Here is a 24,437-nt window from a genome sequence, read left to right as displayed (position 1 = left end):
CTTTTCTCTCTACAGGCACCCTCGCGGTGCCTTATTTATTTCTCCCTTGTCTAACCCCGCGTTGTTAATTACTCTGCTAACAAAACATCAGTTTATGAGATGCATATGAGATACGACTTAATCATTATTGGCAGCGGCTCCGTAGGATCTGCCGCAGGCTATTACGCAACACAGGCAGGTCTGAAGGTTCTGATGATCGATAGCCATCTGCCTCCTCATGCGGAAGGCAGCCATCATGGCGATACCCGCCTCATCCGCCATGCGTACGGTGAAGGTGAACGCTACGTTCCGCTGGTGCTTCGCGCCCAGACGCTCTGGGATGAACTGGCGAAACAGACCGAAGATCGTATTTTCGAGCGTACGGGCGTCATCAACCTGGGCCCGGCACATTCTGCGTTTCTCGCTGGCGTCGAACGCAGCGCGAAAGCGTTTAATCTGGACGTTGAGAAGCTGGACGCGACGGGCATTACCGCACGCTGGCCCGAAATTACCGTCCCGGACGATTATATTGGCCTCTTTGAAGCCCACTCCGGGGTGCTCCATTGCGAAACGGCGATCAAAACCTGGATCGAGCTTGCTGCGAAGGCAGGCTGCGCGCAGCTGTTCAACTGTCCGGTAGAGGCCATCACCCATGATGATAATGGCGTCACGGTCACCACTATTGACGGCGATTATTCAGCGTCCCGCCTGCTGGTCAGCGCAGGTACCTGGGTTACCCGCCTGCTGCCCGATCTGCCGATCCAGCCGGTGCGCAAGGTCTTCTCCTGGTTCCAGTCGGATGGTCGTTACAGCGCCCAGAATAAATTCCCGGCCTTCACCGGCGAATTACCCAACGGCGACCAGTTCTACGGCTTCCCGTCAGAAAAAGACGCGCTGAAAATCGGTAAACACAACGGCGGCCAGGCGATCTCCTCCCCTGAAGAGCGTAAACCTTTCGGCGCCTTCCCACAGGATGGTTCAGAGGCCTTCCCGTTCCTGCGCACTATTCTTCCGGGCGTCGGTGGCTTGCTGTATGGCGCGGCCTGTACCTACGACAATACGCCGGATGAAGACTTTATCATTGATACGCTGCCGGGGCATGACAACACCCTGCTCATCACCGGACTGAGCGGCCACGGCTTTAAGTTTGCTTCCGTTCTGGGTGAAATCGCCGCGCAGTTTGCCCAGGGCATTGCGCCGCAGTTTGATCTGACGCCCTTCTCCCTCTCGCGTTTTAACGGATAATCCGCACGGGCTCCGGAGGTCACGGGGCCCGCTTCATTCACACCGCATGTTGGGGCGTTATGCGCAAGATCGTTAGCTTTCTGATGAATAATATTCGCGAGCATTTTATGCTCTATCTCTTATTGTGGGCGCTGCTGGCCATTATTGATTTTGTTTACATTGTATTTTACTGAAAAGCCTTACTGACAATAATTGACGTTAATTTATCTTTATTGAAACTTATAATTTCATCTTGCACGAAGAGATTGAATTAGCGTTAGCGATCCTTTTCAAAATTGCTGAAATAAATAAAATAAAAATCAATAGCCAATTATTTCAGTTGCAATATCCCGCCTTCCCGTTCATTTTTACCCTTCGGTTAATTTGAAAATGGACATTCTGATGCAATGGCGTAACTCCTCCCGGCGCTACGGAATAATATCCATAGGTTTGCACTGGATATTTGCTCTTGCCGTCTACGGTATGTTTGGACTTGGACTATGGATGGTCACGCTCAGCTATTACGATGGCTGGTATCACCAGGCACCGGAATTGCATAAAAGTATTGGTGTCCTGCTGATGCTGGGGCTGGTTTTCCGCGTGATCTGGCGGCACATTTCCCCGCCGCCCGCCGCGCAAAAGACTCATAGCAAATTTACCCGCGTCAGTGCAGTCGCCGCGCATATTGCCCTTTATGCGCTGCTGTTTGCCATCCTGATTAGCGGCTATCTTATTTCGACGGCTGACGGTAAGCCGATTAACGTTTTTGGCCTGTTCGAGGTTCCGGCAACCCTTAGCGATGCCGGCGCTCAGGCCGACACGGCGGGGGTTGTTCACCTCTGGCTCGCCTGGAGCGTGGTGATTCTGTCCGTGCTGCACGGGCTTGCCGCCCTCAAACACCATTTTATTGATAAAGACGATACGCTAAAGCGCATGCTTGGCCGCTCGTCAGTTGACTCTGGAGCATAAAATGAAAAAACACCTGCTGGGTATCGCACTGGGTTCTCTGTTATTCACCGCCGGCTCCGCCGTGGCGGCGGATTATAAAATAGATAAAGAGGGCCAGCACGCTTTCGTCAATTTCCGTATTCAGCACCTGGGATATAGCTGGCTGTACGGCACCTTTAAGGATTTTGACGGCACATTCACCTTTGACGAAAAAAATCCCGCAGCCGATAAAGTCAATGTGACCATTAATACAAACAGCGTCGACACGAACCACGCAGAGCGCGATAAACACCTGCGCAGTGGGGAATTCCTCAACGTCGCGAAATTCCCGCAGGCGACCTTCACTTCTACTGAGGTGAAGAAAGAGGGTGATAAGCTGAATATTACCGGCAACCTGACGCTTAACGGCGTAACCAAACCGGTCACGCTTGATGCGAAATTACTGGGCGAGGGTGACGATCCGTGGGGCGGTAAACGCGCAGGCTTCGAAGCGGCAGGGAAAATTCACCTGAAAGATTTTAATATCACAACGGATTTAGGCCCGGCGTCTCAGGACGTGGAGCTGATTATTTCCGTTGAAGGTGTACAGCAGAAATCATAATAACGTCGCCCGGCAGGCTTTCAACGTGCCGGGCATTATTATCATTCCGGGTCAGGGATACCCAGTTTGGTATTCAGACGACCGCGAGATTTATTGAAAATCTTGTTGCCGTTTTCACGTCCTGCGCGACGGCGACGCTGCTCTTCTTCCGGCAGGATGCTCTCTTCGCTGCACAGCTCGCTACAGCAACCGTTAAACTTCTCGGCACAGGCCGGGCACTGAATGAACAGCAGATGACAACCGTCGTTTTTGCAGTTGGTGTGGGTATCGCACGGCGCGCCGCACTGGTGGCACTGGGCAATGACGTCGTCCGAAATACGTTCACCCATACGCTCGTCAAAGACAAAGTTTTTCCCGATAAAGCGTACCGGCAGCCCCTGCTCACGGGCGCGGCGAGCGTACTCGATAATGCCGCCTTCAATGTGCCAGACCTTATTAAAGCCGTTGTGCTTCATCCACGCGCTGGCTTTCTCACAGCGGATACCGCCGGTGCAGTACATAACGATCTTCTTATCTTTATGCTCCTGCATCATCTCAACCGCTTTCGGCAGCTGCTCGCGGAAGGTATCGGCCGGGATTTCCATCGCGTTCTCGAAATGCCCCACCTCATACTCATAGTGGTTACGCATATCAATAAACACGGCATCCGGATCGTCCAGCATCGCATTCACTTCCGCCGCCTTCAGGTATTCACCGACGTCCGCCGGGTTAAACTCAGGATCGTCGATACCGTCCGCCACGATGCGTTCACGCACCTTCATGCGCAGCACCCAGAAGGATTTCCCGTCATCATCCAGGGCAATGTTCAGGCGTAAGCCGTTAAGGGCCGGGTCAAACTGATAAAGTACGTCACGGAAGGCGCTGACTTTGCTTTCCGGTACGCTAATCTGCGCGTTAATGCCTTCACGGGCAAGGTAGACGCGGCCGAAGACGTTCAGCGCCGTGAACGCCTGATAAAGCGCATCGCGGGTCGCCTGCGGATCGTCGATCGTGAAGTATTTATAGAATGAGATGGTGGTGCGCGGTTCGGTTTCAGCCAACATACGCGCTTTTAACATCTCATTCGACACGCGGTTGTGTAACACTGGCATGGTGTACAGTCCTGGAATCGTTAGAGAGAATGAAAATTCGGTCGGCATCATATAGCAAACAAAACCAATTTACATCCACACAATTTACGCTACATTTCACACACCCTGATTAATCAGGCTTAACAATTGCTGTATTCGTGCACGCTTCGAAAGCAGATATTTTGGCTACGCCTCAAAAAATGAGACACTAGCAAAACAGGACGTTTGAACACAGGAAAGACATGACCCAGTTACCAACATTTACTGCCGCCCTTTTGCATCCCCGCTATTGGTTGACCTGGCTTGGCATCGGCTTTTTATGGCTTCTGGTACAGCTTCCCTACCCTGTTATTTTTCGGTTGGGTAAATTTCTGGGCCGTTTCGCACAACTATTCATGAAGCGTCGCGCCAGAATCGCGTACCGCAACCTTGAGCTGTGTTTTCCGCAGATGAGCGACTCAGAGCGTCACAATATGGTCGCGAAGAACTTCGAATCCGTTGGGATGGGCCTTATGGAAACCGGCATGGCGTGGTTCTGGCCGGACAAACGCATGGCCCGCTGGAGCGAGGTAACGGGAACCGGCATGGATCCCGTGCATACGCTTCAGGCCAACCAGACGGGCGTTCTGCTGATCGGCGTCCATTTTCTGACGCTCGAAATCGGGGCGCGTATGTTCGGCATGCAGGCGCCCGGCATTGGCGTTTATCGCCCTAACGATAACCCGGTCATCGATTTAATCCAGACCAACGGCCGCATGCGCTCCAACAAAAGCATGATCGACCGTAAAGATCTGAAGGGAATGATCCGTGCGCTGAAATCCGGCGAAGTGGTCTGGTATGCCCCCGACCACGACTATGGCCCACAGGCCAGCGTTTTTGTCCCCTTCTTCGCCGTTGAAGAGGCCGCCACAACCACCGGCACCTGGATGCTGGCGCGGATGTCCAAAGCCGCCATCGTACCCTTTGTTCCCCGCCGCAAGCCTGACGGTTCGGGCTACGAGTTGATGATGCTGGAACCGGAACTCGCGCCGCCGCTTGACGATGCAGAAACCACCGCGCGCTGGATGAACGGTATCGTAGAGAAATGCATCATGCTCGCACCCGAGCAGTACATGTGGTTGCACCGCCGCTTTAAAACGCGGCCAAAAGGCACGCCGTCCCGCTATTGATTTTCAGGATGCGATCCTCAGGGTCGCATCCTGTTTTAGCTTTAAAAGCTCCCCCTCATTGCGGCAATCATAACCCAGGCGCATAATTAGCAGGCTTATTACTTCTTGCTTCAGGTGCTCAGCACCTCATTATGCGGATTGTTATGTCACCTTCAGATGCCCCCATAAACTGGAAGCGTAACCTCACTGTTGCGTGGCTTGGCTGTTTTCTCACCGGCGCGGCGTTTAGCCTGGTCATGCCTTTTCTGCCGCTCTATGTTGAACAGCTGGGCGTGACGGGCCATAGCGCGCTCAATATGTGGTCCGGCCTGGTATTCAGCATCACGTTCCTGTTCTCCGCGATAGCCTCGCCCTTCTGGGGCGGCCTTGCCGACCGCAAGGGGCGTAAAATCATGCTGCTGCGCTCGGCGCTGGGGATGGCCATTATCATGGCGCTGATGGGCGTGGCGCAGAACGTCTGGCAGTTCCTGATTTTGCGCGCGTTGCTGGGTTTGCTGGGAGGATTTATTCCCAATGCCAATGCCCTGATTGCCACGCAAATTCCTCGCCATAAGAGCGGCTGGGCGCTGGGCACACTCTCAACCGGCGGCGTAAGCGGTGCCCTGCTGGGGCCACTGGCCGGCGGACTCATGGCCGATAGCTATGGCCTGCGTCCGGTGTTCTTTATCACCGCCTGCGTGCTGTTCCTGTGCTTTGTTGTCACCCTGCTCTGTATTCGGAAAAACTTCACCCCCGTTGCGAAAAAAGAGATGCTACACGCCAGGGAGGTGCTGACCTCGCTTAAAAATCCCAGACTGGTGCTGAGCCTGTTCGTGACGACCCTGATTATTCAGGTCGCAACCGGATCGATTGCCCCTATCCTCACGCTGTACATCCGCGATCTGGCGGGCAACGTCAGCAATATCGCGTTTATCAGCGGGCTGATTGCGTCCGTGCCCGGGGTGGCGGCGCTGCTTAGCGCGCCGAGGCTGGGAAAACTGGGGGACCGCGTCGGTCCGGAAAAAATTCTGATCTGTGCGCTGGTGATCTCCGTCCTGCTGCTGATCCCCATGTCGATGGTGCACTCTCCTTGGCAGCTGGGCTTACTTCGCTTCTTGCTTGGTGCCGCAGACGGGGCCTTGCTGCCCGCCGTACAGACCCTGCTGGTTTACAACTCCACGAACCAGATTGCCGGGCGGATCTTCAGCTATAACCAGTCATTTCGCGACATCGGTAACGTCACCGGACCGCTTCTCGGGGCGAGCATCTCCGCCAGCTTCGGTTTTCGCGCCGTCTTTATCGTGACGGCGGGGGTGGTACTGTTTAATGCAATTTATTCGTGGTTCAGTTTATCCCGCGCGCTACGGCCAGTGGCGGAATAAGACGAACGCCTGAAGCTAATTTTCGCATTCATACTTGCAGAATCAGATATTCAGCTATTCTTTCCCTGAAACCTTCTGGAAAACAGGGAGACACCAATGACCATGTACGCCACGCTGGAAGAAGCTATTGATGCCGCTCGTGAAGAGTTCCTCGCCGACAACCCCGGCGTTGAAGAAGAAGATGCTGACGTGCAACAACTTAATATCCAGAAATACGTTCTGCAGGATGGGGATATTATGTGGCAGGCCGAATTCTTTGCCGATGAAGGTGAAGAAGGGGAATGCCTGCCGGTCCTGAGCGGTGAAGGTGCGCAGGCCGTCTTTGATGGCGACTATGATGAAATCGAACTGCGGCAGGAATGGCTGGAAGAGAACACATTGCACGAGTGGGATGAGGGCGAATTTCAGCTCGAGCCACCGCTGGATACGGAAGAAGGTCAAACCGCAGCCGATGAGTGGGACGAGCGTTAATTTACGCTACTCGTAAGGGCCGTGGCTGGCATCGATCGGCAGCAGCAGCGTGTCGAAAATTAGCGAGAATGGCAGATCCAGCACGGTGAGGTAGCGCCATGCGGAGTCACGGAGATCCCATTTCACACCCGGGTAATACTGATTCCCGTGGCCCTGCCCTGGAATGGTGCGGCTGATGATGCTGCCGCAGCCGCTGAGCAGGCATGCCATCAGAACGACGATGATGATTCTCATGAGTAACCTCTAAAAAAATACCGGCGATTATGCCGGTATTTTAGTTGGCGGGAGGCGCTTCGCTTACCCGCTCTACTTAACCACTTACTTCGCCTTCAACGCCAGCGGGTTCAGCTTCAGTTCTTTATAGTAGTTTACCCACGAAGAGTATCTCTCCGGAGCGGACCATACGCGGTAGTGAAGACGCGCCATCGTAACCGGGTCGCTCAACAGGACCAGACGACGGTCACGGTTGAGTTTTTCCGGGGTCTCGTTCAGCGCCTGCTCAACGTGACGATCGCGGGCAATCTCCAGCACCTGGCTGGCACGGTGACGCGCCGTCGCCATTGCCGTCGCCAGGGCGTTGAATGACGGGTTAAACACGGCGTGCATAAAGCCGTCATCCAGCGTGCGATTGCGGTTCTGCTCGAGATAACGATCGGTGTCTACCAGCACCTGCGGCGGGGAATACTCTTCCGGGATCAGGAACAGCTTCCAGCGTTTGGTCCGCAGCCCCACCGTCGAACGGCTGGAGATCACGGAGACAAACGGCGACAGGATCAGCGAGAAGACAATCGGCGCCAGCCAGAACAGGAAGCGCAGATCCAGCCACGCCATCCCGGCCGCCCACACCAGACCCAGCAGCAGCTGAGAACCATGGCGCATAAAGGCTTCGCTCCACGGCGTGGAGTCGTCATCACGCTGCGGTGAGTTCCAGACCACTTCCCAGCCCAGGAACGCACTGACCACGAACACGGTGTGGAACAGCATACGCACCGGTGCCAGCAGCACGGAGAACAGCACTTCCAGCAGCAGTGAAAGGGTCACGCGGAAGAAACCGCCGTACTCTTTCGAGCCTTTGCACCAGATCAGGATGATGCTGAGCAGCTTAGGCAGGAACAGCAGCACCATGGTGGAGGCAAACAGCGCAATCGCCAGTTCCGGACGCCACTGCGGCCACACCGGGAACAGCTGGCGCGGCTGCAGGAAGTATTGCGGCTCCGTCAGGGCATGGACGACCTGCAGCGCTGTGGAGAGCGCAAGGAACATAAACCACAGCGGTGCGGAGAGATACGACATCACGCCCGTCAGGAACACCGCGCGGTGAACCGGGTGCATCCCTTTCACCAGGAACAGGCGGAAGTTCATCAGGTTACCGTGACACCAGCGGCGGTCACGCTTGAGCTCGTCCAGCAGGTTCGGCGGCAGCTCTTCGTACGATCCCGGCAGGTCGTAGGCAATCCAGACGCCCCAGCCAGCACGACGCATCAGCGCCGCTTCCACGAAGTCATGTGACAGAATAGAACCGGCAAACGAACCCTCGCCCGGCAGCGGCGCCAGCGCACAGTGCTCAATGAACGGCTTCACGCGGATGATGGCGTTGTGACCCCAGTAGTGGGATTCACCCAGCTGCCAGAAGTGCAGACCTGCCGTGAACAGCGGCCCGTAAACACGGGTGGCGAACTGCTGACAGCGCGCATAGAGCGTGTCCATTCCCGACGCTTTTGGTGAAGACTGAATGATACCCGCGTTCGGGTTGGCTTCCATCAGACGCACCAGACCGCTCAGGCAGTCACCGCTCATGACGGAGTCAGCATCCAGCACCACCATGTAGCTGTACTGGTTACCCCAGCGGCGGCAGAAGTCATCGATGTTACCGCTTTTACGCTTCACACGACGGCGGCGGCGGCGGTAGAAGATCTGTCCTTCGCCCTGCACTTCTGCAATCAGCTCCATCCACGCTTTTTGTTCTGCCACGCAGATATCCGGGTTGTAACTGTCGCTCAGGATGTAAACGTCAAAATGCTCCGCGTTGCCGGTCGCCTTCACGGACTCCCAGGTGGCACGCAGGCCCGCAAACACGCGGTCAACGTCTTCGTTACAGATAGGCATAATCAGCGCGGTACGGTGCTCAGGATTGAGGGGTTCATCCCCGACCGTTGACGCCGAAATGCTGTATTTGTCACGCCCCATCAGCAGCTGCAGGAAGCCCATCAGCGCGGTCCAGAAACCGGCCGAGACCCAGCAGAAGAGAACCGCGAACAGCAGAAGGATGCCGCTCTGCAGGATATACGGCAGCAGCTGCATGAAGGAGACCCAGAGATCCTGGCCCATCATGTCCATCGGGTTGATGAACGCCCAGCCCTGATACGGCAGGATGGTTTTCATATACCAGGTCGCGACGACCGTCTGCGCCAGCGTCAACAGCAGCAGGATGTAGCGACGGAGGGTCCCCACGGTACGCCATTTCTGTTCGGAAGCCTGCTCTTCTTTCGTCAGGCGTGACAGATAGCGCGGCGTCACATCACGCCCGCGCAGGCGATCCCAGAAGCGGCCCACCGGGTTGGTGCGCCACGGATCGGGGAACATTGAGGAACGCGTGGCCTTCGGCATCGCCTGAAGCTGATCGCGCCCTTCGTCGTCTTTAATCAACTGCCCTTCTGCCAGCGAGTCCGGCCAGGCCTGCTCCAGACGTGCCTTTACTGACCCCAGCGGCGTATCATCATCACGAGAAAACTGACGATGTTCACCATCCAGCGCGGTGTGAACCGCGCGGATGTCGCTCTTAGGCAGTGCCGCTTTTTCGATATCCGTCAGCGGCATGGCATCAATATATTCAGATGTATTATTCATTGGCAGGTAGCTGATAGCTCCAGGTTTCACTCAGCGGCTGATCGTTACTGACCAGCGCAGCACGCATTTCAGTGGTCTGTTTCGGATCTTTCACTTTCACGCGCAGGGTCAGACGCCAGCCTTTGGTTACCGGGTTGTAACGCACGGTATTTTCAACGATTTCACCGTTATCACCGATGCTGGCCTGAGCGGCAACGGCGGTGTCCGGTGACAGTTTCTTCATATCCTGGCCTGTAAAGTCCACGACAAAGGCCACGGTACCGTCAGGCTGACGGATAAGATTAGACTGCTTCACATCACCCGTTGAACGACGAGTCTGCATCACATACGCGTTATCCGGCGCATGCAGCTTATCTTCGTCGCGGCTGAAGGTGATGGTGTACTTGAAGTTCATCTCTTTACCGGCTTCCGGCAGCTGATCCGGCGTCCAGTAAGCCACGATGTTATCGTTGGTTTCGTCGTTGGTTGGAATCTCAACCAGCTCAACCTTACCTTTACCCCAGTCACCGTTTGGCGTGACCCAGGCGCTTGGACGCTGGTCATAGCGGTCGTCCAAATCTTCAAAGCGGGAGAACTGACGGCCACGCTGCAGCAGGCCAAAACCTTGCGGGTTTTCCATCGCGAAGCTGCTCACCGCCAGATGTTTCGGGTTGTTCAGCGGACGCCAGATCCACTCTCCGTTACCGGCATGAATAGACAGACCGTTGGAGTCGTGCAGTTCCGGGCGGAAGTTAGTGGCCGGAGACGGCTGGTTCGGCCCAAACAGGAACATGCTGGTCAGTGGTGCAACGCCCAGTTTGCCCACTTTATCACGCAGGTAAACCTTGGACTGCACGTCAACCACGGTGTCACGACCCGGCATAATCACAAAGCGATAGGCGCCGGTCGCACGCGGTGAATCCAGCAGCGCGTAAATGGTCAGACGTTTATCCGTTGGTTTTGGACGTTCAATCCAGAACTCACGGAAACGTGGGAATTCTTCACCTGATGGCAGCGCGGTATCAATCGCCAGTCCGCGCGCAGAAAGCCCGTATACCTGCCCCGCGCCAATCACGCGGAAATAGCTGGCACCCAGCATGCTGACGATTTCGTCGTTTTTATCTTTGCTGTTGATCGGGTAAAGCACCTTAAAGCCTGCGAAGCCCAGGTCTTTCACCGTATCTTTATCGTGTTGCACATTGCCAAAATTGAAGTAATCCGGGCTGTATTTGATCTTACGTACCGCTGTGGCCGTCACTTCGTTGATGGCAACAGGCGTGTCGAAATACATACCCTGATGATAAAACTCAAGCTTGAACGGGGTCTTGATGTTGCTCCAGTAGGCTTTGTCGTGATTGAACTGGATCTGCTGATAGTCCGCATATTTCATATCGCGGAAAACGGAGGGCAAGTTACTTTTCGGCGCTTCGTAGCTCTTGCCAGCCATCGATTTTGCCTGTTTTGCGACATCGTCGATGTTAAAGGCCAGTGCCGATGAGGTATACAGTGATAACACCACTGCAGCACCTAACCAACGCATTTTCATCATCTGTGGTTTATGTTTCATAATAAGTAAGCACTTCCCCCTTTGTGTGCTTATATCGATCCGATCCATTTTAATGGAAACTCAGGCAATCCGACAACATTATCACTGCTTTGTTCAGCTGCTGGCTCATGGATTAAGCAAATGAAAGAACCCATTATTCACTTTGCGTGCTTATCCTGGAGACAGGGTGTCGGTCTTGGTGTAGGGTTGCTTTCGAATGTAACCATTATGAGTCTTAGGGATAAGACGAAAAGTCTGAGAATGCACAACGTTATATGAGCACAACACCAACAGAACGTGAATATTTCCTCGACTCGATCCGGGCATGGCTGATGCTATTGGGGATCCCTTTTCACATATCACTGATTTACTCCAGCCACACCTGGCATGTGAATAGCCAGATGCCCTCCTGGTGGCTGACGCTGTTTAATGACTTTATTCACGCCTTCCGTATGCAGGTGTTTTTTGTCATCTCCGGCTATTTCTCTTACATGCTGTTTCTGCGATACCCGCTTAAACGCTGGTGGAAGGTGCGCGTCGAGCGCGTGGGGATCCCCATGCTGACCGCGATTCCGCTGCTGACCCTGCCTCAGTTCATTATGCTGCAGTACGTCAAAGGCAAAGCGGAAAACTGGCCGAATCTGTCGCTGTATGAAAAGTACAATACGCTGGTCTGGGAGCTGGTGTCTCACCTGTGGTTCCTGCTGGTCCTGGTGGTGCTCACTACGGTGAGCCTGTTCATTTTCAGCCGCCTGCGTCACCACCTGAGTTCGAGAGCTGACGCCTTTTTCGCCACCGTTACGCTGGGCAAACTGTCGGTGCTCTTCTTGCTGTTGGGTATCGCTTACGCCGCGGTGAGACGCATCCTGTTTATCGTCTATCCACCGATACTGAGCGACGGCCTGTTTAATTTTGTGGTGATGCAGTCCCTTTTCTACATTCCGTTCTTTTTAATTGGCGCGCTGGCGTTTATTTACCCGAAGCTGAAAGCGCTGTTTACTACCCCGTCACCGTGGTGTGCTGTGGGTGCGGCCATCGCGTTCGCGGCCTATCTGCTGAACCAGCGCTACGGGAGCGGTGACGCCTGGATGTACGAAACGGAAAGCGTGATCACCATGCTGCTGGGTTTATGGATGGTGAACGTAGTATTCGCGCTCGGCCACCGCCTGCTGAACTTTAAATCCAGCCGCGTGACCTACTTCGTGAATGCGTCGCTGTTTATTTATCTGGTGCATCACCCGCTCACGCTCTTCTTCGGGGCTTACATCACCCCGCATATCGCCTCTAACACGCTGGGTTTCTTTACCGGTCTGGTGTTTGTCGTGGGGATTGCGATCGTGCTCTATGAAATCCACCTGCGGATCCCGCTTCTCCGTTTCCTCTTCTCAGGAAAACCTCAGGTAAAAGCCTCATAAACAACCGCGGCGCACTCAGTGCGCCGCGTTTTGCTTCAGGTGTCCAGTTCCTGCCCGCGCTGGGTCAGCAACCGTTGATAAAGGTGGGTGGTTTCTTCATCGAAACAGACAAAGATAACTTTCTCAGGCATCGGTTTTAGCGACAGATAGCGGTAAACGGTATCGACGGCGATCGTAGCGGCAGCCGCCTTAGGATAGCCATACACCCCGGTACTGATGGCCGGGAACGCCATTGTTTTATAGCCGTTGTCGGCAGCCAGCCGCAGACAGTTCCGGTAAGCCTCTTCCAGAATACTCGCCTCGTGCCGATCGCCACCGTGCCAGACAGGCCCTACGGCGTGGATCACCGCTTTGGTAGGCAGATCGCCCGCAAGCGTAATGACCGCATGGCCGGGAGGACATTCGCCCTGCTGTTGCCGTACGGTTTTGCAGGCTTCCAGCAGCTGCGGTCCGGCAGCCCGGTGGATAGCCCCGTCCACACCGCCTCCCCCCATCAGGGAGGGATTGGCCGCATTGACGATGACGTCGACGTGCATGGTCGTAATATCACCATGAACAACTTCAATTTGCGGTTTCATAAAGCCCCTCTGCAACCCGCCTTTTTATTAAGTGTATCGCAGGGCTGCCCGGGAGAAAAAACTATCAGAAAAAATCCTCTTCCGCACAAAGCGGAAGAGAGAGCGCTATCGATACTGGATTTCGACAACCGCGAGCGTTTTTTCAGGGTTAAGGTATTTCATGCGGAGCGACACCAGATCTGAATCGGACACTTTGCCATTAAGCGCCTCTTCATAACTGACCATGCGCGTTTGCATACGATTATTATCCGGACAGGACATAGCAAACTGTCTCTGCTGCGGCGTAACTTCACAGGGGTCTGCAACAATGGCACCGCGAAAATGAATAACGCCACCGTTCACAATGGTAGCCGAATAAACCGAGAGGCTAAAAACAGAAACAATCAGGCCCAGACCCGTCACGAGTCGAGCGAAAGAGTGGTTCATTATCGGTACTCCTCAATGAAAATCGTCCTTGAGGGGTAAACGCACTTCATTATGACAAACGAAGTCTCACGTTAAGGAACATAATGACCTGATCCCTGATATCAGCATAGCTCAACGGCACAGACCCGCCACATTCGCAACACATTGATTTCATGAATGATTAAAGCGAACGTTCCGCTGGCGACCACTGCTGTGATAAATGAAGCGATTTACCGTCTGAAACGGTGACAACGATTTTTACCGTGTCTCCCGCATTAATATTTAAACTCAGGCGCATTAAATCAATCGTCTGATTAGCGGGTATAAAAAGGGTATTTTGCTGTCGGGACGAACTCTGTCCCCCCTGCCCTTCCCGAACGGAAACAATCTGAACCTGACAATCACACGGCTGCGCTAGGGTGACCTGAGGAATAATGGTGATCATATTTTCCTGCTGCGACGTTTTGAAAGTTATCTGGCTGGAAAGCGCGGCAAGAAGAATTAAGGTATTCATGATGAACTCCCGAAAAAAAACAGGGCATCAGCCCTGTTTTTTTGTAGCACAGATTTCAGTATCAGTACTGATGAGCTGTCGCGTGGTTACCAAAACCAATCTGGGTAACGTTGACAGTAGAGTTAGAGGCAGTCTGGTCGACGAGGGCGCCGTTAAAGCCGCCGGACTGGCTAACGTTCATAACAGATTTTTTGCTGTTCCACTGATCCAGTGTTGCACTGTTGCCAAATCCTTTCTGGGTCAGGTTGATTTTACTGTCATCAGAACCCTGACCAACGTCAGCGCCGTTACCGCCACCTTTCTGGGTAATATTCAGCACGGAATTTCTGGCGTCTGTCTGCAGAGCAACCGCGGAGTTACCGCCACCGTCCTGATAAATATTCAGGGTTGAATTTGGGCCACTGTATCCGCCATGACCATGCCCATGGCCCCAGCCGCCCTGATTAATAGAACCCGCCATAGCACTACCAGAAACTACGATTGCTGCAAGCGCTGCCACTTTGAGAAATTTCATGGTAAACCCCCATCGGATTGATTAAAATCGTCGCGAATGCGCTAATGTTGAATAACGTTAATCGCCATTTGCGACTGTTTCTGCACTACAACTGCGGTTTTCTGCGTACCGTACTGCGTAATATTTGCTCTATTACCCGACCCTTTCTGGATAATTTTCGCGCTATTACCGTATCCCTCTTGCGTAATACCTGCATCATTCGCGGTACCGCTCTGATCGATCCAGGCTATATTGTAACTCCCTGATTGATCAACTCTTGCTCTGTTGCCCGCCCCATCCTGTGAAACAATGGACAAGAGTTTTGAACCTTCCTGGCGAACCTGAGCGTCATTAAAAACACCCTGTTGACCAATAATGGCTGCCTGATTGAGTGATGAAAGACTTAATTCGTTAACCGCAAAGTTATATTCAGCATTGGCTAAATCTGAATTCGCTGCGGTTACAAATCCAGGCGCACCCAGTAATGTAAACACCATAAATAACGATGTGTATTTCATGTTGTCACCCTGGACCTGGTTATTTAATCACGCTATAACCGTGTTACTTGTAAAAACGATGCATATTGTGTTAACGCGTCGTTACGGTGAAGAGTATGTCCGCTGAAACATTTTAAATATCTCACCCGCGCGGCTTATTTTTATTTTTCGGATCACCACAAAGTCGTAATTTACGACAAAAATCACTTTACTCAGGCCAGCTTATATTTTTTATTTCCCCTGTCCAACAATCAGGTTGTACAACGAGGCGAAGGCTGTCCACGCGTCTTCTCGCGTTGTTTTAACGTAACGGCAGAAGGACACTTTTTCACAGTCGTGACACGAAGCCCGTTTTCTTAAGCCAGACAACCGCGCATTTATGGGCTTAGAAATAATCTGTACCTCATACTGTTTTATCGTTCGCATAAAATAATAAATATACCTAATAATCAATGAGATATAAATATTTGTATGATTTTTAAAAACTGTGCATCTCTATTTAGATGTACAACTTTCTCATCATTTCTCGCCATTCATCACAAGTGATTTTCACAAATTAATATTGATTTTTACATTCGGTTACATGTTTAACACTTGCTTTAAACTTCGTAAAAGCTAGATTGAAATTAGATGTACGAAATTGGTTTTATATTTACCTCCCCGTGGAGGTTATGGTCTGATTCTACACACAGCAGTGCAACATCTGTCAGTACTTCTGGTGTCCTCTATTAAACAGGAGGACAGCTGCCAGGTGCCAAAAAAAAGTGGGGTTTCATCATGTATAATGAAGTCCATAGTTTACATGGTCATACATTACTGTTGATCACAAAACCTTCTTTGCAAGCGACAGCGTTATTACAACATTTAAAGCAATCTTTATCACTGAACGGGAAATTGCATAATATTCAACGTTCTTTTGATGATATTGCACCTGGCAGCATCATTCTGTTCGATATGATGGAAGCTGATAAAAAGCTCATCCATTACTGGCAAGATATTTTAAGCAGGAAAAACAATAATATCCGCGTGCTATTATTGAATACGCCTGATGAATATCCTTTCAGGGATATTGAAAGCTGGCCGCATATCAATGGCGTGTTCTACGTCACGGAAGAAGAAGACCGGGTAGTTGAGGGTCTGCAAGGCATATTGCGCGGAGAGTGTTATTTTTCGCAAAAGCTGGCCAGCTACCTCATCACGCACTCCGGAAATTATCGCTATAACAGCTCAGAGTCAGCACTGCTCACGCACCGTGAGAAAGAGATCCTGAATAAGTTACGCATTGGTGCTTCAAATATTGAAATCGCCCGTTCGTTATTTATCAGCGAAAATACGGTAAAGACGCACCTTTATAATCTTTTCAAGAAGATAGCTGTAAAAAACCGAACTCAGGCGGTTTCGTGGGCAAACGATAACCTCAGGCGTTAATCACATGAAGCGCACGTTGAGTTGGATCGCCGCAGCGAGTTTCCTGCTCGCTGCCGGGAATCTGAAGGCCGTCGAGGTCGAAGTTCCCGGATTGTTAACAGACCACACTGTCTCATCGGTCGGGCACAGTTTTTATCGAGCCTTCAGTGACAAATGGGACAGTACTTATACCGGAAATATAACAATCAACGAGCGGCCCAGTGCACGATGGGGAAGTTGGATAACAATAACGACCAATCAGTACGTTATTTATCAAACGTTTTTATTCCCCACTAAAATGGACTTCGATAAAAACGTAGCCCTGGCACTGGCCCAATCAGAAGACGCTATTAATCGCCTGCAAATAGATAAAGCCCTATTAAGCACCAGCGATTTAGCTAAAGACGAGTTCTAGCGAACCGATATGCGGAGGCTGTCATGCGTATTGCATATGCAGTTGTTTCGATAATGCTAATAACACCTATAAGCTGGGCCGGAAATATGACGTTTCAGTTCCGTAACCCTAACTTTGGCGGTAACCCTAACAACGGCGCCTTTCTGCTGAATGAAGCGCAGGCGCAAAACTCCTATAAGGACCCAAGCTTAAAGGATTTTAGCGTTGATACCCCATCCGCACTGGACAACTTCACTCAGGCTATCCAGTCGCAGATTTTAGGCGGGTTACTGACCAACATTAATACCGGCAAACCCGGCCGGATGGTGACCAACGATTTTATCGTTGATATCGCCAACACTGATGGACAGCTTCAGCTGAACGTGACCGATCGTAAAACCGGAAGGATCTCCACTATTCAGGTTTCCGGTCTACAAAGTAATTCAACTGACTTTTAAACAATAGCTAAATAAGGACAACGATCATGCAGCGCTTCCTGATATTTGTTGCAGTGTGCTTATTGAGCGGTTGTTTAACTGCTCCACCTAAAGAAGCTGCAAAACCAACATTAATGCCTCGGGCCCAGAGTTATCGTGATTTAACGCATTTACCTGCTCCAACGGGGAAAATATTTGTCTCCGTATACAACATTCAGGATGAAACCGGGCAATTTAAGCCTTACCCGGCAAGTAACTTCTCCACGGCCGTGCCGCAAAGCGCCACCGCGATGCTGGTTACCGCGCTCAAGGATTCGCGCTGGTTTATTCCGCTGGAACGTCAGGGTCTTCAGAACCTGTTGAATGAACGGAAAATCATTCGTGCCGCACAGGAGAATGGTACCGTCGCGGCCAATAACCGCACGCCTCTGGAATCTCTGGCGGCAGCGAACGTGATGATTGAAGGATCGATTATTGGTTACGAAAGTAACGTTAAATCGGGTGGTGCGGGCGCGCGGTACTTCGGTATCGGTGCGGATACCCAGTACCAGCTCGACCAAATCGCCGTTAACCTGCGTGTGGTCAACGTCAGTACAGGCGAAGTGCTCTCTTCGGTGAACACCAGCAAAACCATCCTGTCTTATGAAGTTCAGGCAGGGGTATTCCGCTTCATCGATTACCAGCGTTTGCTGGAGGGTGAAATTGGCTACACCTCTAACGAGCCGGTCATGATGTGTCTGATGTCGGCCATTGAAACCGGCGTGATCTTCTTAATCAACGACGGTATTGACCGCGGGCTGTGGGATCTGCAAAACAAAGCAGACGTGCAGAACCCGATACTGGTGAAATACCGCGATATGTCAGTCCCTCCGGAATCCTGACAGGAAGCGCATAAAAAAGGCGAGATGATTATCTCGCCTTTTTTTATTCGCTCACCGCCGTGATGTCTTGCGCTTTTTCCCGCCGCGACGCCAGCCAAAGACCGCTGTTTTTCATGGCATAGCCAAACAGCAATCCCAGCGCCAGAGAAGGAACGACCAGCTTCCAGTCACCCTGCCCTGCAAAGGTCGCGCACGCCCCGATAAAGGTGCCCGGCACAAACGAAAGCAGGAGATGCTTAGCCTGAATACACATCAGGAAGGCAACAACGCCCGTCATGATGTACCCCAGCATCTCCAGATGCGGCGCCAGCGCGCTGCCTTTCATGATCACCAGCGCCCAGATCACCCCGCTCATCAGCGTGCAGCCTGAGATAAAGAGCCCTTTGACGCCCCCCTGCGGGCAGGCGAAATAGGCCGTACAGCCAAGGAATCCAGCCCAGCTGAGCAATCCGAGAGACACGGCCACCCATCCCCAGAGCCCGGAGAGAATGCCCGTTGTTATTGCGATACAAAGTAATATGTTCATGGCGCGCATCTTAGCAGAAGCGCACCATAGAAATGCGATCAGAAGCACATTATGTGCAAATCGAAATGCGTCGTTGCAGGATTTATGTGATACAAGTCACTCTTCATTCTCTTCTTCCAGCTCATCCCACATCGCCGCAATTGCGTCGCGGGTCAGCGGAGCCAGCGTTCTCCAGAACGGCGAGGCGGCGTGGGCTTCGACTTTCCCAAGGAATGTTCCGACCCACGGCAGGAGGTACGTTTCGAAAAGCGTTTCGATGGCTTCGTTCTCATCATCCCCGGCGTTATCTTCAATCCAGGATGCGGCCAGCAGCAGCGTACCGATATGATCCGCAGGCGTATCGCTCAGCGGCATACCGCGCGTGGAGAGGAAAGCACGGACTTCCGCTTCCGTCGCCCCTTCCTGCCAGGCAGAACGGTATGGCGAAACGCGGCACTCATCGCCGACGAACAGCGCATTGTAATCGGTCGCAATCTGCTGCATGTCGCAGCTTTTTTGCAGACGCGCCAGTAAATCATCCTGTTCCAGCGGCCAGTTCTCCGCCAGCTTACCTTCACGAATTAACGTAAAGAGCGGAACCAACAGCGGGTCTTGCGGCTGGCGATAATAGAGCGTACCCAGCACGCGGCAAAGGATGGAAAACTCGTTCATTTTTATTATTCCATTACACAATTAAAGATCGGCAAATTCGGCAATCGGCTCCATGCCGCGCGATTCGAGGAAATCGAGCATGCGGCGCGGAGTCACGTTCAGGATTTGCGCTTCCGGGAAGTTAACGTCATTGAGCACTTTCAGGCACTCGCTGAAATCACCCAGCGTAAAGGCGGTATGGGAATCCGAACCCAACGCCACCATGCCGCCCGCATCGCGTACGGCGGCGGCCACTTCGCGGCAGTTGGCTTCACTGCCCTTGCGCGAGTGAACAAAGGAGGAGTTGTTAATCTCCAGCGCCACGCGGTGCTTCGCTGCCGCCTGCGCGACAGCCTGAATATCAATCGGGTACTTCGGGTTGCCGGGGTGGCTGATAATGTGCACATTGCCGCTGGCAATGGTGGCAATCATCGCCGCGGTGTTGGTCTCTTTATCCTGAGGTGCAAAAACCGGCTCGTGGAAACCGGCGAGGATAAGATCCAGAGACGTCAGCATCGGCCCGGTGCAGTCGATCTCACCGTCGGTATTTTTGATATTCGCCTCGATGCCGCGCAGTATCCCAATGCCGTCCACCAGACGTGGCCAGATCCGCATATTCACAAAATGCCAGTAGTGCGGCGCATCCGCCATGTCCGGACCATGATCGGTGATCGCGAACAGCTTAATGCCTTTCAGCTTCGCCTGGGCGATATAATCATGGAGGTTGCTATACGCGTGGGTACTGGCGACGGTGTGCATATGCAGGTCAACGGGATACATCTCTCTCTCCTCTGCGGTTTTTCCAAAGGATAGCAGTTATCAGCGGCGAATATTAGCAAAAACCCGGCGAACGCCGGGTTTCTCTCAGTAGCCGCGCTGTCTGTCAACCTGGCCAGTGACCGCGTTACCCTTCTCCATTTCGCTGATGGTATGGGATATGTACGCCACCGCTTCTGCCGGACGCGTCACGGCGGCCACGTGCGGGGTCATCGCCACGCGCGGATGTGCCCACAGCGGGCTTTCCACCGGCAGCGGCTCACGGCTGTAGACATCCAGCATGGCGCCTTTTAGCTTTCCGCTGTCCAGCGCCTTCAGCAGATCGGTCTCGACCAGATGCACCCCGCGCGCCAGGTTCATCAGGTAGCTCTGATCGGCTAACTGGTTGAGCAAGGTTTCATTGATGATCCCTACCGTTTCCGCCGTGTTGGGCAGCAGGTTGATCAGCACGCGCGTGCCGTTCAGAAAGGCCGGAAGCTCATCCGTTCCGGCAAAGCTCTCTACGCCCGGATAATCCTTGCGGCTGCGGCTCCAGCAGCGCAGCGGGAAGCCCCACGGAGCGAGAGCTTCAGCCACTTTTGAGCCCAGCACGCCCGCACCGAGGATGCCGATGGTAAAGTCTTCGCGACGGTAATCCGGCAGCGGCTCCCAGTGGGCCTGCTGTTTAAAGGCCTGATAGTCATCAAAGCGGCGGAACCAGTGCAGCACCTGGCTGACGGCATATTCCTGCATCTGCTGGCCCATTCCGGTATCTTCCAGGCGGAACAGGGGAATCGCTTCCGGCAGCATGTCAGGGTGCGCCTTCAGCTTGCTCAGAATGGAATCCACGCCCGCCCCCAGGGCAAAAACGGCCTTCAGCTTACGGCCCTGGAGCATTTCTACCGGCGGATGCCAGACCAGCGCATAGTCAGCATGTTCGTTATCTCCACGCTTCCACTCGCGAACGCGTGCGCCGGGTAAAGCTGCCGTGAGCGCCTCGATCCAGTAGGCCGTATCAAACGTGGGGTGATAGAAAAGTATATCCATAGTCATTCCTGCCTTTTATTGCGCTGATTTATTTTGCTTTTTAACGAGGTTGTCAGCATAACAAATTTATTGCGCGGCTGTGTTGCTGATAAAAAAGACGCTTTCAGCACAATTAAGAATCATGCTGCCTGAAGTTTGTCTAAACGCGCTAATTTACTGAAAAAGTGAGTTGACGGCAGTTCGGCTTTTCCTTACATTAGCGCCCGTCCCGTCAACAACGGGATGACAATATGGTGAGGTGTCCGAGTGGCTGAAGGAGCACGCCTGGAAAGTGTGTATACGGCAACGTATCGGGGGTTCGAATCCCCCCCTCACCGCCATATTTGAGATGAGAGCTCGTACGAAAGTACGGGCTTTTTTCTTTTATATTCTCCGAAAGGGGGGAATTCGAACCTTGAAACTCCCTGCGCTCTTTATGTCGGGTGGCGCTGCGCTTACCCGACCTACAAAAAGCTACTCCTCCACCATCTTCGCATACTCTTCAGTCAGAAAATCCACCAGCGTCCTGACCGACGGCAGCATGCCGCGCCGCGAAGGATAAACCGCGTGAATCACTTCCCGTCGGGGTTCCCACGCGTCCAGCACCCGTACCAGTTCCCCTGACGCAAGCTGATCCTTCACCATCAATATCGGCAACTGTACAACGCCCACGCCCGCCATCGCTGCTTCCCGCAATGCCAGCATGTCGGTGGTAATAAAGCGCGGTGCGTAGTGGATCTCCGCTTTCGCCCCTTCTGGACCACTGAGCTCCCATTTATGCACCTGTTTACCGGCCCCCATACTTAATCCAGGCCATTCACTGAGCTCGGAAGGCATTCGCGGTTTACCCATACGTTCAATCAACTGCGGACTTGCCACCAGGCAATGCCCCCTGTCAGCCAGCACCCTTAACACCAGATCGCTGTCATCAAACGGACGCGGACGCACGCGGATAGCCACATCAATACCTTCGCCAACAAGATCGACCCGACGATTGGTGGCCTCAAGCTGGAGATTAATCCCGGGGTAGCGCGCCATAAACCTCGCCAGCATCGGTCCCACGTGGACGTGCAGTAACGTGACGGGACAGGTGATCCTGACGACGCCGCGCGGCTCAGCCTGCAGCGCAGCAACGGCCTCCTCTGCCGCTTCTGCTTCTATCAGCATTGCCTTACAGTGCTGATAGAAAGTGTGCCCCACTTCCGTCACCGTAAACTGCCGCGTCGTGCGCTGTATCAACCGTACGCCAAGCCGCTCCTCCAGCTGCGCGATCCTGCGGCTCAGTTTGGACTTGGGTTGGTCATGCGCCCTTCCCGCCGCCGCAACCCCCCCGTACTCCACTACCTTCACAAACCAGACGAAGTCATTGAGATCCTGCATAAATCCTCATCGTTCTATTTTCAGAACAGTGAATGCCATTTTCACTATCTACCGGGATATTAACCCTGAATATAAGCTAATTACATCAACAGAACATCAGGAGTTAATCATGAAAAACATCACTGGCGTTTATACCGCTCCTCGTCAGCACTGGGTGGGCGACGGTTTCCCGGTCCGTTCAATGTTCTCCTATCAGACGCACGGCGAGCCGCTCAGCCCGTTCCTGCTGCTGGACTACGCGGGCCCATACACCTTTCCGGCAGACGGTGCGAAACGCGGCGTAGGCCAACACCCTCATCGGGGTTTTGAAACGGTCACTCTCGTCTATTCCGGTGAAGTGGAGCATCGCGACTCCACGGGGAAAGGCGGCGTCATTGGCCCCGGGGACGTGCAGTGGATGACCGCCGGCGCAGGCATTTTGCACGAGGAGTTCCACTCCAGCGCGTTCTCGCAAAAAGGCGGAGAACTCAAAATGATGCAGCTTTGGGTCAACCTGCCGGCGAAAGACAAGATGGCCGCACCGGGCTACCAGAGCATCACGAAAGCCGACATCCCGGTAGTGACGCTGCCTGACGACGGTGGAACGCTGCGGGTTATTGCCGGTCGCTACGACACGGTGACCGGCCCGGCGCACACTTTCTCGCCGCTCAACGTCTGGGACATCGCGCTGAACCAGGGAAGCCATCTGACGCTCGCTCAGCCGGAAGGCTGGAGCACGGCGCTGGTCGTGCTTGAAGGCAGCATCACGGTAAACGGTACCGCTCAGGCGGGTGAAGCCCAGCTGGTCGTGTTAAGTCAGGAAGGCGACAAACTGCACCTGGAAGCGAACAGCGATGCAAAAGTGCTGCTGATGGCCGGCGAGCCGCTGAATGAACCGATCGTGGGCTACGGCCCGTTTGTGATGAACAGTAAAGCCGAAATCAACGAAGCCATTCGTGATTTCAATTCCGGCCGCTTCGGCCAGCTCTGAACGTAATAAAGGAGAAGAACATGTCTACACCTGCGAATTTTAATGGAACCCGTCCGGTCATCGATGTGAACGATGCTGTGATGCTCCTTATCGATCACCAGAGCGGTCTGTTCCAGACCGTTGGTGATATGCCAATGCCGGAACTGCGTGCCCGTGCGGCAGCGCTGGCAAAAATCGCTACCCTGGCGAAGATCCCGGTGATCACCACCGCATCCGTCCCGCAAGGGCCGAACGGACCGCTTATCCCGGAGATCCACGCCAACGCGCCGCATGCGCAATATGTTGCCCGTAAAGGCGAGATCAACGCCTGGGATAACCCGGAATTCGTGGCGGCGGTAAAAGCCACCGGGCGTAAGACGTTGATCATTGCGGGTACCATTACCAGCGTCTGCATGGCCTTCCCGTCGATCAGCGCGGTTGCGGACGGGTATAAGGTGTTTGCGGTGATTGATGCCTCCGGCACCTACAGCAAAATGGCGCAGGAGATCACGCTGGCGCGCGTGGTGCAGGCCGGTGTGGTCCCGATGGATACGGCGGCGGTGGCCTCTGAGATCCAGCGAACCTGGAACCGTGAAGATGCGGCGGAGTGGGCGGAAGTGTACACCCACATCTTCCCGGCTTATCAGCTGCTGATCGAAAGCTACAGCAAAGCGCAGGAAGTGATTAAAAACAGCGAAGTGCTCGATTCACAGCGTTAATCCCCTGCTCCGCGGCGTAAAAACCGCGGAGCTGATTATTGCTTAACCGAACAGGCACTAAAGCTGAAAATCTGCTTGACCGTGTCAGCGCAACTCCCTATAGTAGCGCCCCGTTGCCCCCCACGCGGTCAGGCAGCAAAACAATATGGTGAGGTGTCCGAGTGGCTGAAGGAGCACGCCTGGAAAGTGTGTATACGGCAACGTATCGGGGGTTCGAATCCCCCCCTCACCGCCA

28 protein-coding genes and 2 tRNA genes are annotated in these 24,437 nt (G+C 53.5%); 16 read left to right on the top strand and 14 right to left on the bottom strand.

The features are described from left to right. Positions 1-105: 105 nt before the first annotated feature. The 4 genes from solA to ACOTXF_RS01540 all read left to right on the top strand — a co-directional run bounded on the left by solA (position 106) and on the right by ACOTXF_RS01540 (position 2,752). Entirely contained in the window at positions 106-1,224 is a 1,119-nt protein-coding gene (gene solA, locus ACOTXF_RS01555) for an N-methyl-L-tryptophan oxidase (protein WP_047744957.1), read from the top strand. Positions 1,225-1,283: 59 nt separating this feature from the next. Beyond that, positions 1,284-1,397: a DUF2770 family protein gene (locus ACOTXF_RS01550; protein WP_021240776.1), complete on the top strand. Its 114-nt coding sequence runs from the start codon at positions 1,284-1,286 to the stop codon at positions 1,395-1,397. Between the two features lie 208 nt (positions 1,398-1,605). Continuing rightward, entirely contained in the window at positions 1,606-2,172 is a 567-nt protein-coding gene (locus tag ACOTXF_RS01545; protein ID WP_023343748.1) for a cytochrome b, read from the top strand. A gap of 1 nt (position 2,173) precedes the next feature. Then, complete coding sequence (locus ACOTXF_RS01540) at positions 2,174-2,752, top strand: YceI family protein (protein WP_316937074.1); 579 nt, start codon at positions 2,174-2,176, stop codon at positions 2,750-2,752. Positions 2,753-2,793: 41 nt separating this feature from the next. Here the strand turns inward: ACOTXF_RS01540 and ACOTXF_RS01535 are convergent, their stop codons facing one another. Next, positions 2,794-3,843 carry a rhodanese-related sulfurtransferase gene (locus tag ACOTXF_RS01535; RefSeq protein ID WP_008500831.1) on the bottom strand — a complete coding sequence of 350 codons (1,050 nt, stop codon included), beginning with the start codon at positions 3,841-3,843 and terminating at the stop codon, positions 2,794-2,796. Positions 3,844-4,064: 221 nt separating this feature from the next. On the opposite strand from ACOTXF_RS01535, the gene ACOTXF_RS01530 reads away from it, so the two are divergent. The 3 genes from ACOTXF_RS01530 (at position 4,065) to ACOTXF_RS01520 (ending at position 6,823) form a co-directional block, all read left to right on the top strand. Then, positions 4,065-4,991, top strand: coding sequence for a Kdo(2)-lipid IV(A) acyltransferase (locus ACOTXF_RS01530; protein WP_047744959.1), 927 nt, complete (start codon positions 4,065-4,067; stop codon positions 4,989-4,991). A 143-nt stretch (positions 4,992-5,134) separates the two neighbouring features. Then, positions 5,135-6,352: a multidrug efflux MFS transporter MdtG gene (mdtG, locus tag ACOTXF_RS01525; protein WP_232926499.1), complete on the top strand. Its 1,218-nt coding sequence runs from the start codon at positions 5,135-5,137 to the stop codon at positions 6,350-6,352. 96 nt (positions 6,353-6,448) lie between these two features. Beyond that, entirely contained in the window at positions 6,449-6,823 is a 375-nt protein-coding gene (locus ACOTXF_RS01520) for a MysB family protein (RefSeq protein ID WP_008500834.1), read from the top strand. 6 nt (positions 6,824-6,829) lie between these two features. Here the strand turns inward: ACOTXF_RS01520 and ACOTXF_RS01515 are convergent, their stop codons facing one another. The 3 genes from ACOTXF_RS01515 to mdoG all read right to left on the bottom strand — a co-directional run bounded on the left by ACOTXF_RS01515 (position 6,830) and on the right by mdoG (position 11,216). Continuing rightward, positions 6,830-7,057 (bottom strand): YceK/YidQ family lipoprotein, encoded by a 228-nt coding sequence (locus ACOTXF_RS01515; RefSeq protein ID WP_008500835.1) that lies wholly within the window; start codon positions 7,055-7,057, stop codon positions 6,830-6,832. An 84-nt stretch (positions 7,058-7,141) separates the two neighbouring features. Further along, positions 7,142-9,670: a glucans biosynthesis glucosyltransferase MdoH gene (gene mdoH, locus ACOTXF_RS01510; RefSeq protein ID WP_023292800.1), complete on the bottom strand. Its 2,529-nt coding sequence runs from the start codon at positions 9,668-9,670 to the stop codon at positions 7,142-7,144. Beyond that, positions 9,663-11,216 (bottom strand): glucans biosynthesis protein MdoG, encoded by a 1,554-nt coding sequence (gene mdoG / locus ACOTXF_RS01505; protein ID WP_021240787.1) that lies wholly within the window; start codon positions 11,214-11,216, stop codon positions 9,663-9,665. Before mdoG ends, mdoH begins: the two co-directional genes overlap by 8 nt. A 254-nt stretch (positions 11,217-11,470) precedes the next feature. Here mdoG and mdoC point away from each other — a divergent pair, with 254 nt between their 5' ends. After that, on the top strand, positions 11,471-12,610 hold the full coding sequence (gene mdoC, locus ACOTXF_RS01500) for a glucans biosynthesis protein MdoC (protein WP_008500838.1): 1,140 nt from the start codon (positions 11,471-11,473) through the stop codon (positions 12,608-12,610). 35 nt (positions 12,611-12,645) lie between these two features. Here the strand turns inward: mdoC and ymdB are convergent, their stop codons facing one another. The 5 genes from ymdB to csgB form a co-directional block, all read right to left on the bottom strand. Next, positions 12,646-13,188: an O-acetyl-ADP-ribose deacetylase gene (gene ymdB, locus ACOTXF_RS01495; protein ID WP_232926498.1), complete on the bottom strand. Its 543-nt coding sequence runs from the start codon at positions 13,186-13,188 to the stop codon at positions 12,646-12,648. A gap of 105 nt (positions 13,189-13,293) precedes the next feature. Continuing rightward, positions 13,294-13,614, bottom strand: coding sequence for a type 1 fimbrial protein (locus tag ACOTXF_RS01490; RefSeq protein ID WP_232926497.1), 321 nt, complete (start codon positions 13,612-13,614; stop codon positions 13,294-13,296). A 160-nt stretch (positions 13,615-13,774) separates the two neighbouring features. Continuing rightward, on the bottom strand, positions 13,775-14,107 hold the full coding sequence (gene csgC, locus ACOTXF_RS01485; protein WP_234115087.1) for a curli assembly chaperone CsgC: 333 nt from the start codon (positions 14,105-14,107) through the stop codon (positions 13,775-13,777). Between the two features lie 61 nt (positions 14,108-14,168). Continuing rightward, positions 14,169-14,621 (bottom strand): curli major subunit CsgA, encoded by a 453-nt coding sequence (gene csgA / locus ACOTXF_RS01480; RefSeq protein ID WP_008500842.1) that lies wholly within the window; start codon positions 14,619-14,621, stop codon positions 14,169-14,171. Between the two features lie 41 nt (positions 14,622-14,662). After that, positions 14,663-15,118, bottom strand: a complete 456-nt coding sequence (gene csgB, locus ACOTXF_RS01475; protein WP_008500843.1) for a curli minor subunit CsgB — start codon at positions 15,116-15,118, stop codon at positions 14,663-14,665. Between the two features lie 756 nt (positions 15,119-15,874). Between csgB and csgD the strand changes: the two genes are divergently transcribed. Genes csgD through csgG form a run of 4 tightly spaced genes read left to right on the top strand, consistent with a single transcriptional unit; the run spans position 15,875 to position 18,216 of the window. Beyond that, on the top strand, positions 15,875-16,525 hold the full coding sequence (csgD, locus tag ACOTXF_RS01470; protein ID WP_021240790.1) for a biofilm master transcriptional regulator CsgD: 651 nt from the start codon (positions 15,875-15,877) through the stop codon (positions 16,523-16,525). A gap of 4 nt (positions 16,526-16,529) precedes the next feature. Continuing rightward, complete coding sequence (gene csgE, locus ACOTXF_RS01465) at positions 16,530-16,919, top strand: curli production assembly/transport protein CsgE (RefSeq protein WP_021240791.1); 390 nt, start codon at positions 16,530-16,532, stop codon at positions 16,917-16,919. 23 nt (positions 16,920-16,942) lie between these two features. Continuing rightward, the gene (csgF, locus tag ACOTXF_RS01460) at positions 16,943-17,356 is read left to right on the top strand and encodes a curli production assembly/transport protein CsgF (protein ID WP_008500846.1); all 414 of its coding nucleotides are present in this window, start codon (positions 16,943-16,945) and stop codon (positions 17,354-17,356) included. A gap of 26 nt (positions 17,357-17,382) precedes the next feature. Continuing rightward, the gene (csgG, locus tag ACOTXF_RS01455; protein ID WP_008500847.1) at positions 17,383-18,216 is read left to right on the top strand and encodes a curli production assembly/transport protein CsgG; all 834 of its coding nucleotides are present in this window, start codon (positions 17,383-17,385) and stop codon (positions 18,214-18,216) included. Between the two features lie 43 nt (positions 18,217-18,259). Here csgG and ACOTXF_RS01450 read toward each other — a convergent pair whose 3' ends face one another. The 4 genes from ACOTXF_RS01450 to ghrA form a co-directional block, all read right to left on the bottom strand. Next, positions 18,260-18,742, bottom strand: a complete 483-nt coding sequence (locus tag ACOTXF_RS01450; protein WP_072203727.1) for a DUF1097 domain-containing protein — start codon at positions 18,740-18,742, stop codon at positions 18,260-18,262. A 96-nt stretch (positions 18,743-18,838) separates the two neighbouring features. After that, positions 18,839-19,393: a TorD/DmsD family molecular chaperone gene (locus ACOTXF_RS01445; protein ID WP_021240794.1), complete on the bottom strand. Its 555-nt coding sequence runs from the start codon at positions 19,391-19,393 to the stop codon at positions 18,839-18,841. Between the two features lie 21 nt (positions 19,394-19,414). Next, the gene (locus ACOTXF_RS01440; RefSeq protein ID WP_008500850.1) at positions 19,415-20,152 is read right to left on the bottom strand and encodes a phosphatase; all 738 of its coding nucleotides are present in this window, start codon (positions 20,150-20,152) and stop codon (positions 19,415-19,417) included. Positions 20,153-20,236: 84 nt separating this feature from the next. Further along, on the bottom strand, positions 20,237-21,175 hold the full coding sequence (gene ghrA, locus ACOTXF_RS01435) for a glyoxylate/hydroxypyruvate reductase GhrA (RefSeq protein ID WP_023343741.1): 939 nt from the start codon (positions 21,173-21,175) through the stop codon (positions 20,237-20,239). A gap of 232 nt (positions 21,176-21,407) precedes the next feature. On the opposite strand from ghrA, the gene ACOTXF_RS01430 reads away from it, so the two are divergent. Continuing rightward, a tRNA-Ser gene (locus tag ACOTXF_RS01430) sits at positions 21,408-21,495 on the top strand. Between the two features lie 133 nt (positions 21,496-21,628). Here ACOTXF_RS01430 and ACOTXF_RS01425 read toward each other — a convergent pair. Next, entirely contained in the window at positions 21,629-22,534 is a 906-nt protein-coding gene (locus ACOTXF_RS01425; RefSeq protein WP_232926495.1) for a LysR family transcriptional regulator, read from the bottom strand. A gap of 109 nt (positions 22,535-22,643) precedes the next feature. Here ACOTXF_RS01425 and ACOTXF_RS01420 point away from each other — a divergent pair, with 109 nt between their 5' ends. The 3 genes from ACOTXF_RS01420 to ACOTXF_RS01410 all read left to right on the top strand — a co-directional run bounded on the left by ACOTXF_RS01420 (position 22,644) and on the right by ACOTXF_RS01410 (position 24,437). Continuing rightward, the gene (locus tag ACOTXF_RS01420) at positions 22,644-23,504 is read left to right on the top strand and encodes a pirin family protein (RefSeq protein ID WP_023327088.1); all 861 of its coding nucleotides are present in this window, start codon (positions 22,644-22,646) and stop codon (positions 23,502-23,504) included. Positions 23,505-23,524: 20 nt separating this feature from the next. Beyond that, positions 23,525-24,202: an isochorismatase family protein gene (locus ACOTXF_RS01415; protein ID WP_023327087.1), complete on the top strand. Its 678-nt coding sequence runs from the start codon at positions 23,525-23,527 to the stop codon at positions 24,200-24,202. A gap of 147 nt (positions 24,203-24,349) precedes the next feature. Beyond that, positions 24,350-24,437 (top strand) — tRNA-Ser (locus tag ACOTXF_RS01410).

The sequence above is a fragment of the Enterobacter cloacae complex sp. IR53041 genome (assembly GCF_049238285.1).
GTDB classification, from domain to species: domain Bacteria; phylum Pseudomonadota; class Gammaproteobacteria; order Enterobacterales; family Enterobacteriaceae; genus Enterobacter; species Enterobacter roggenkampii.
The sequence above is the reverse complement of the archived record's forward strand: the minus strand, read 5'-3'. Positions and strand labels throughout refer to the sequence as shown.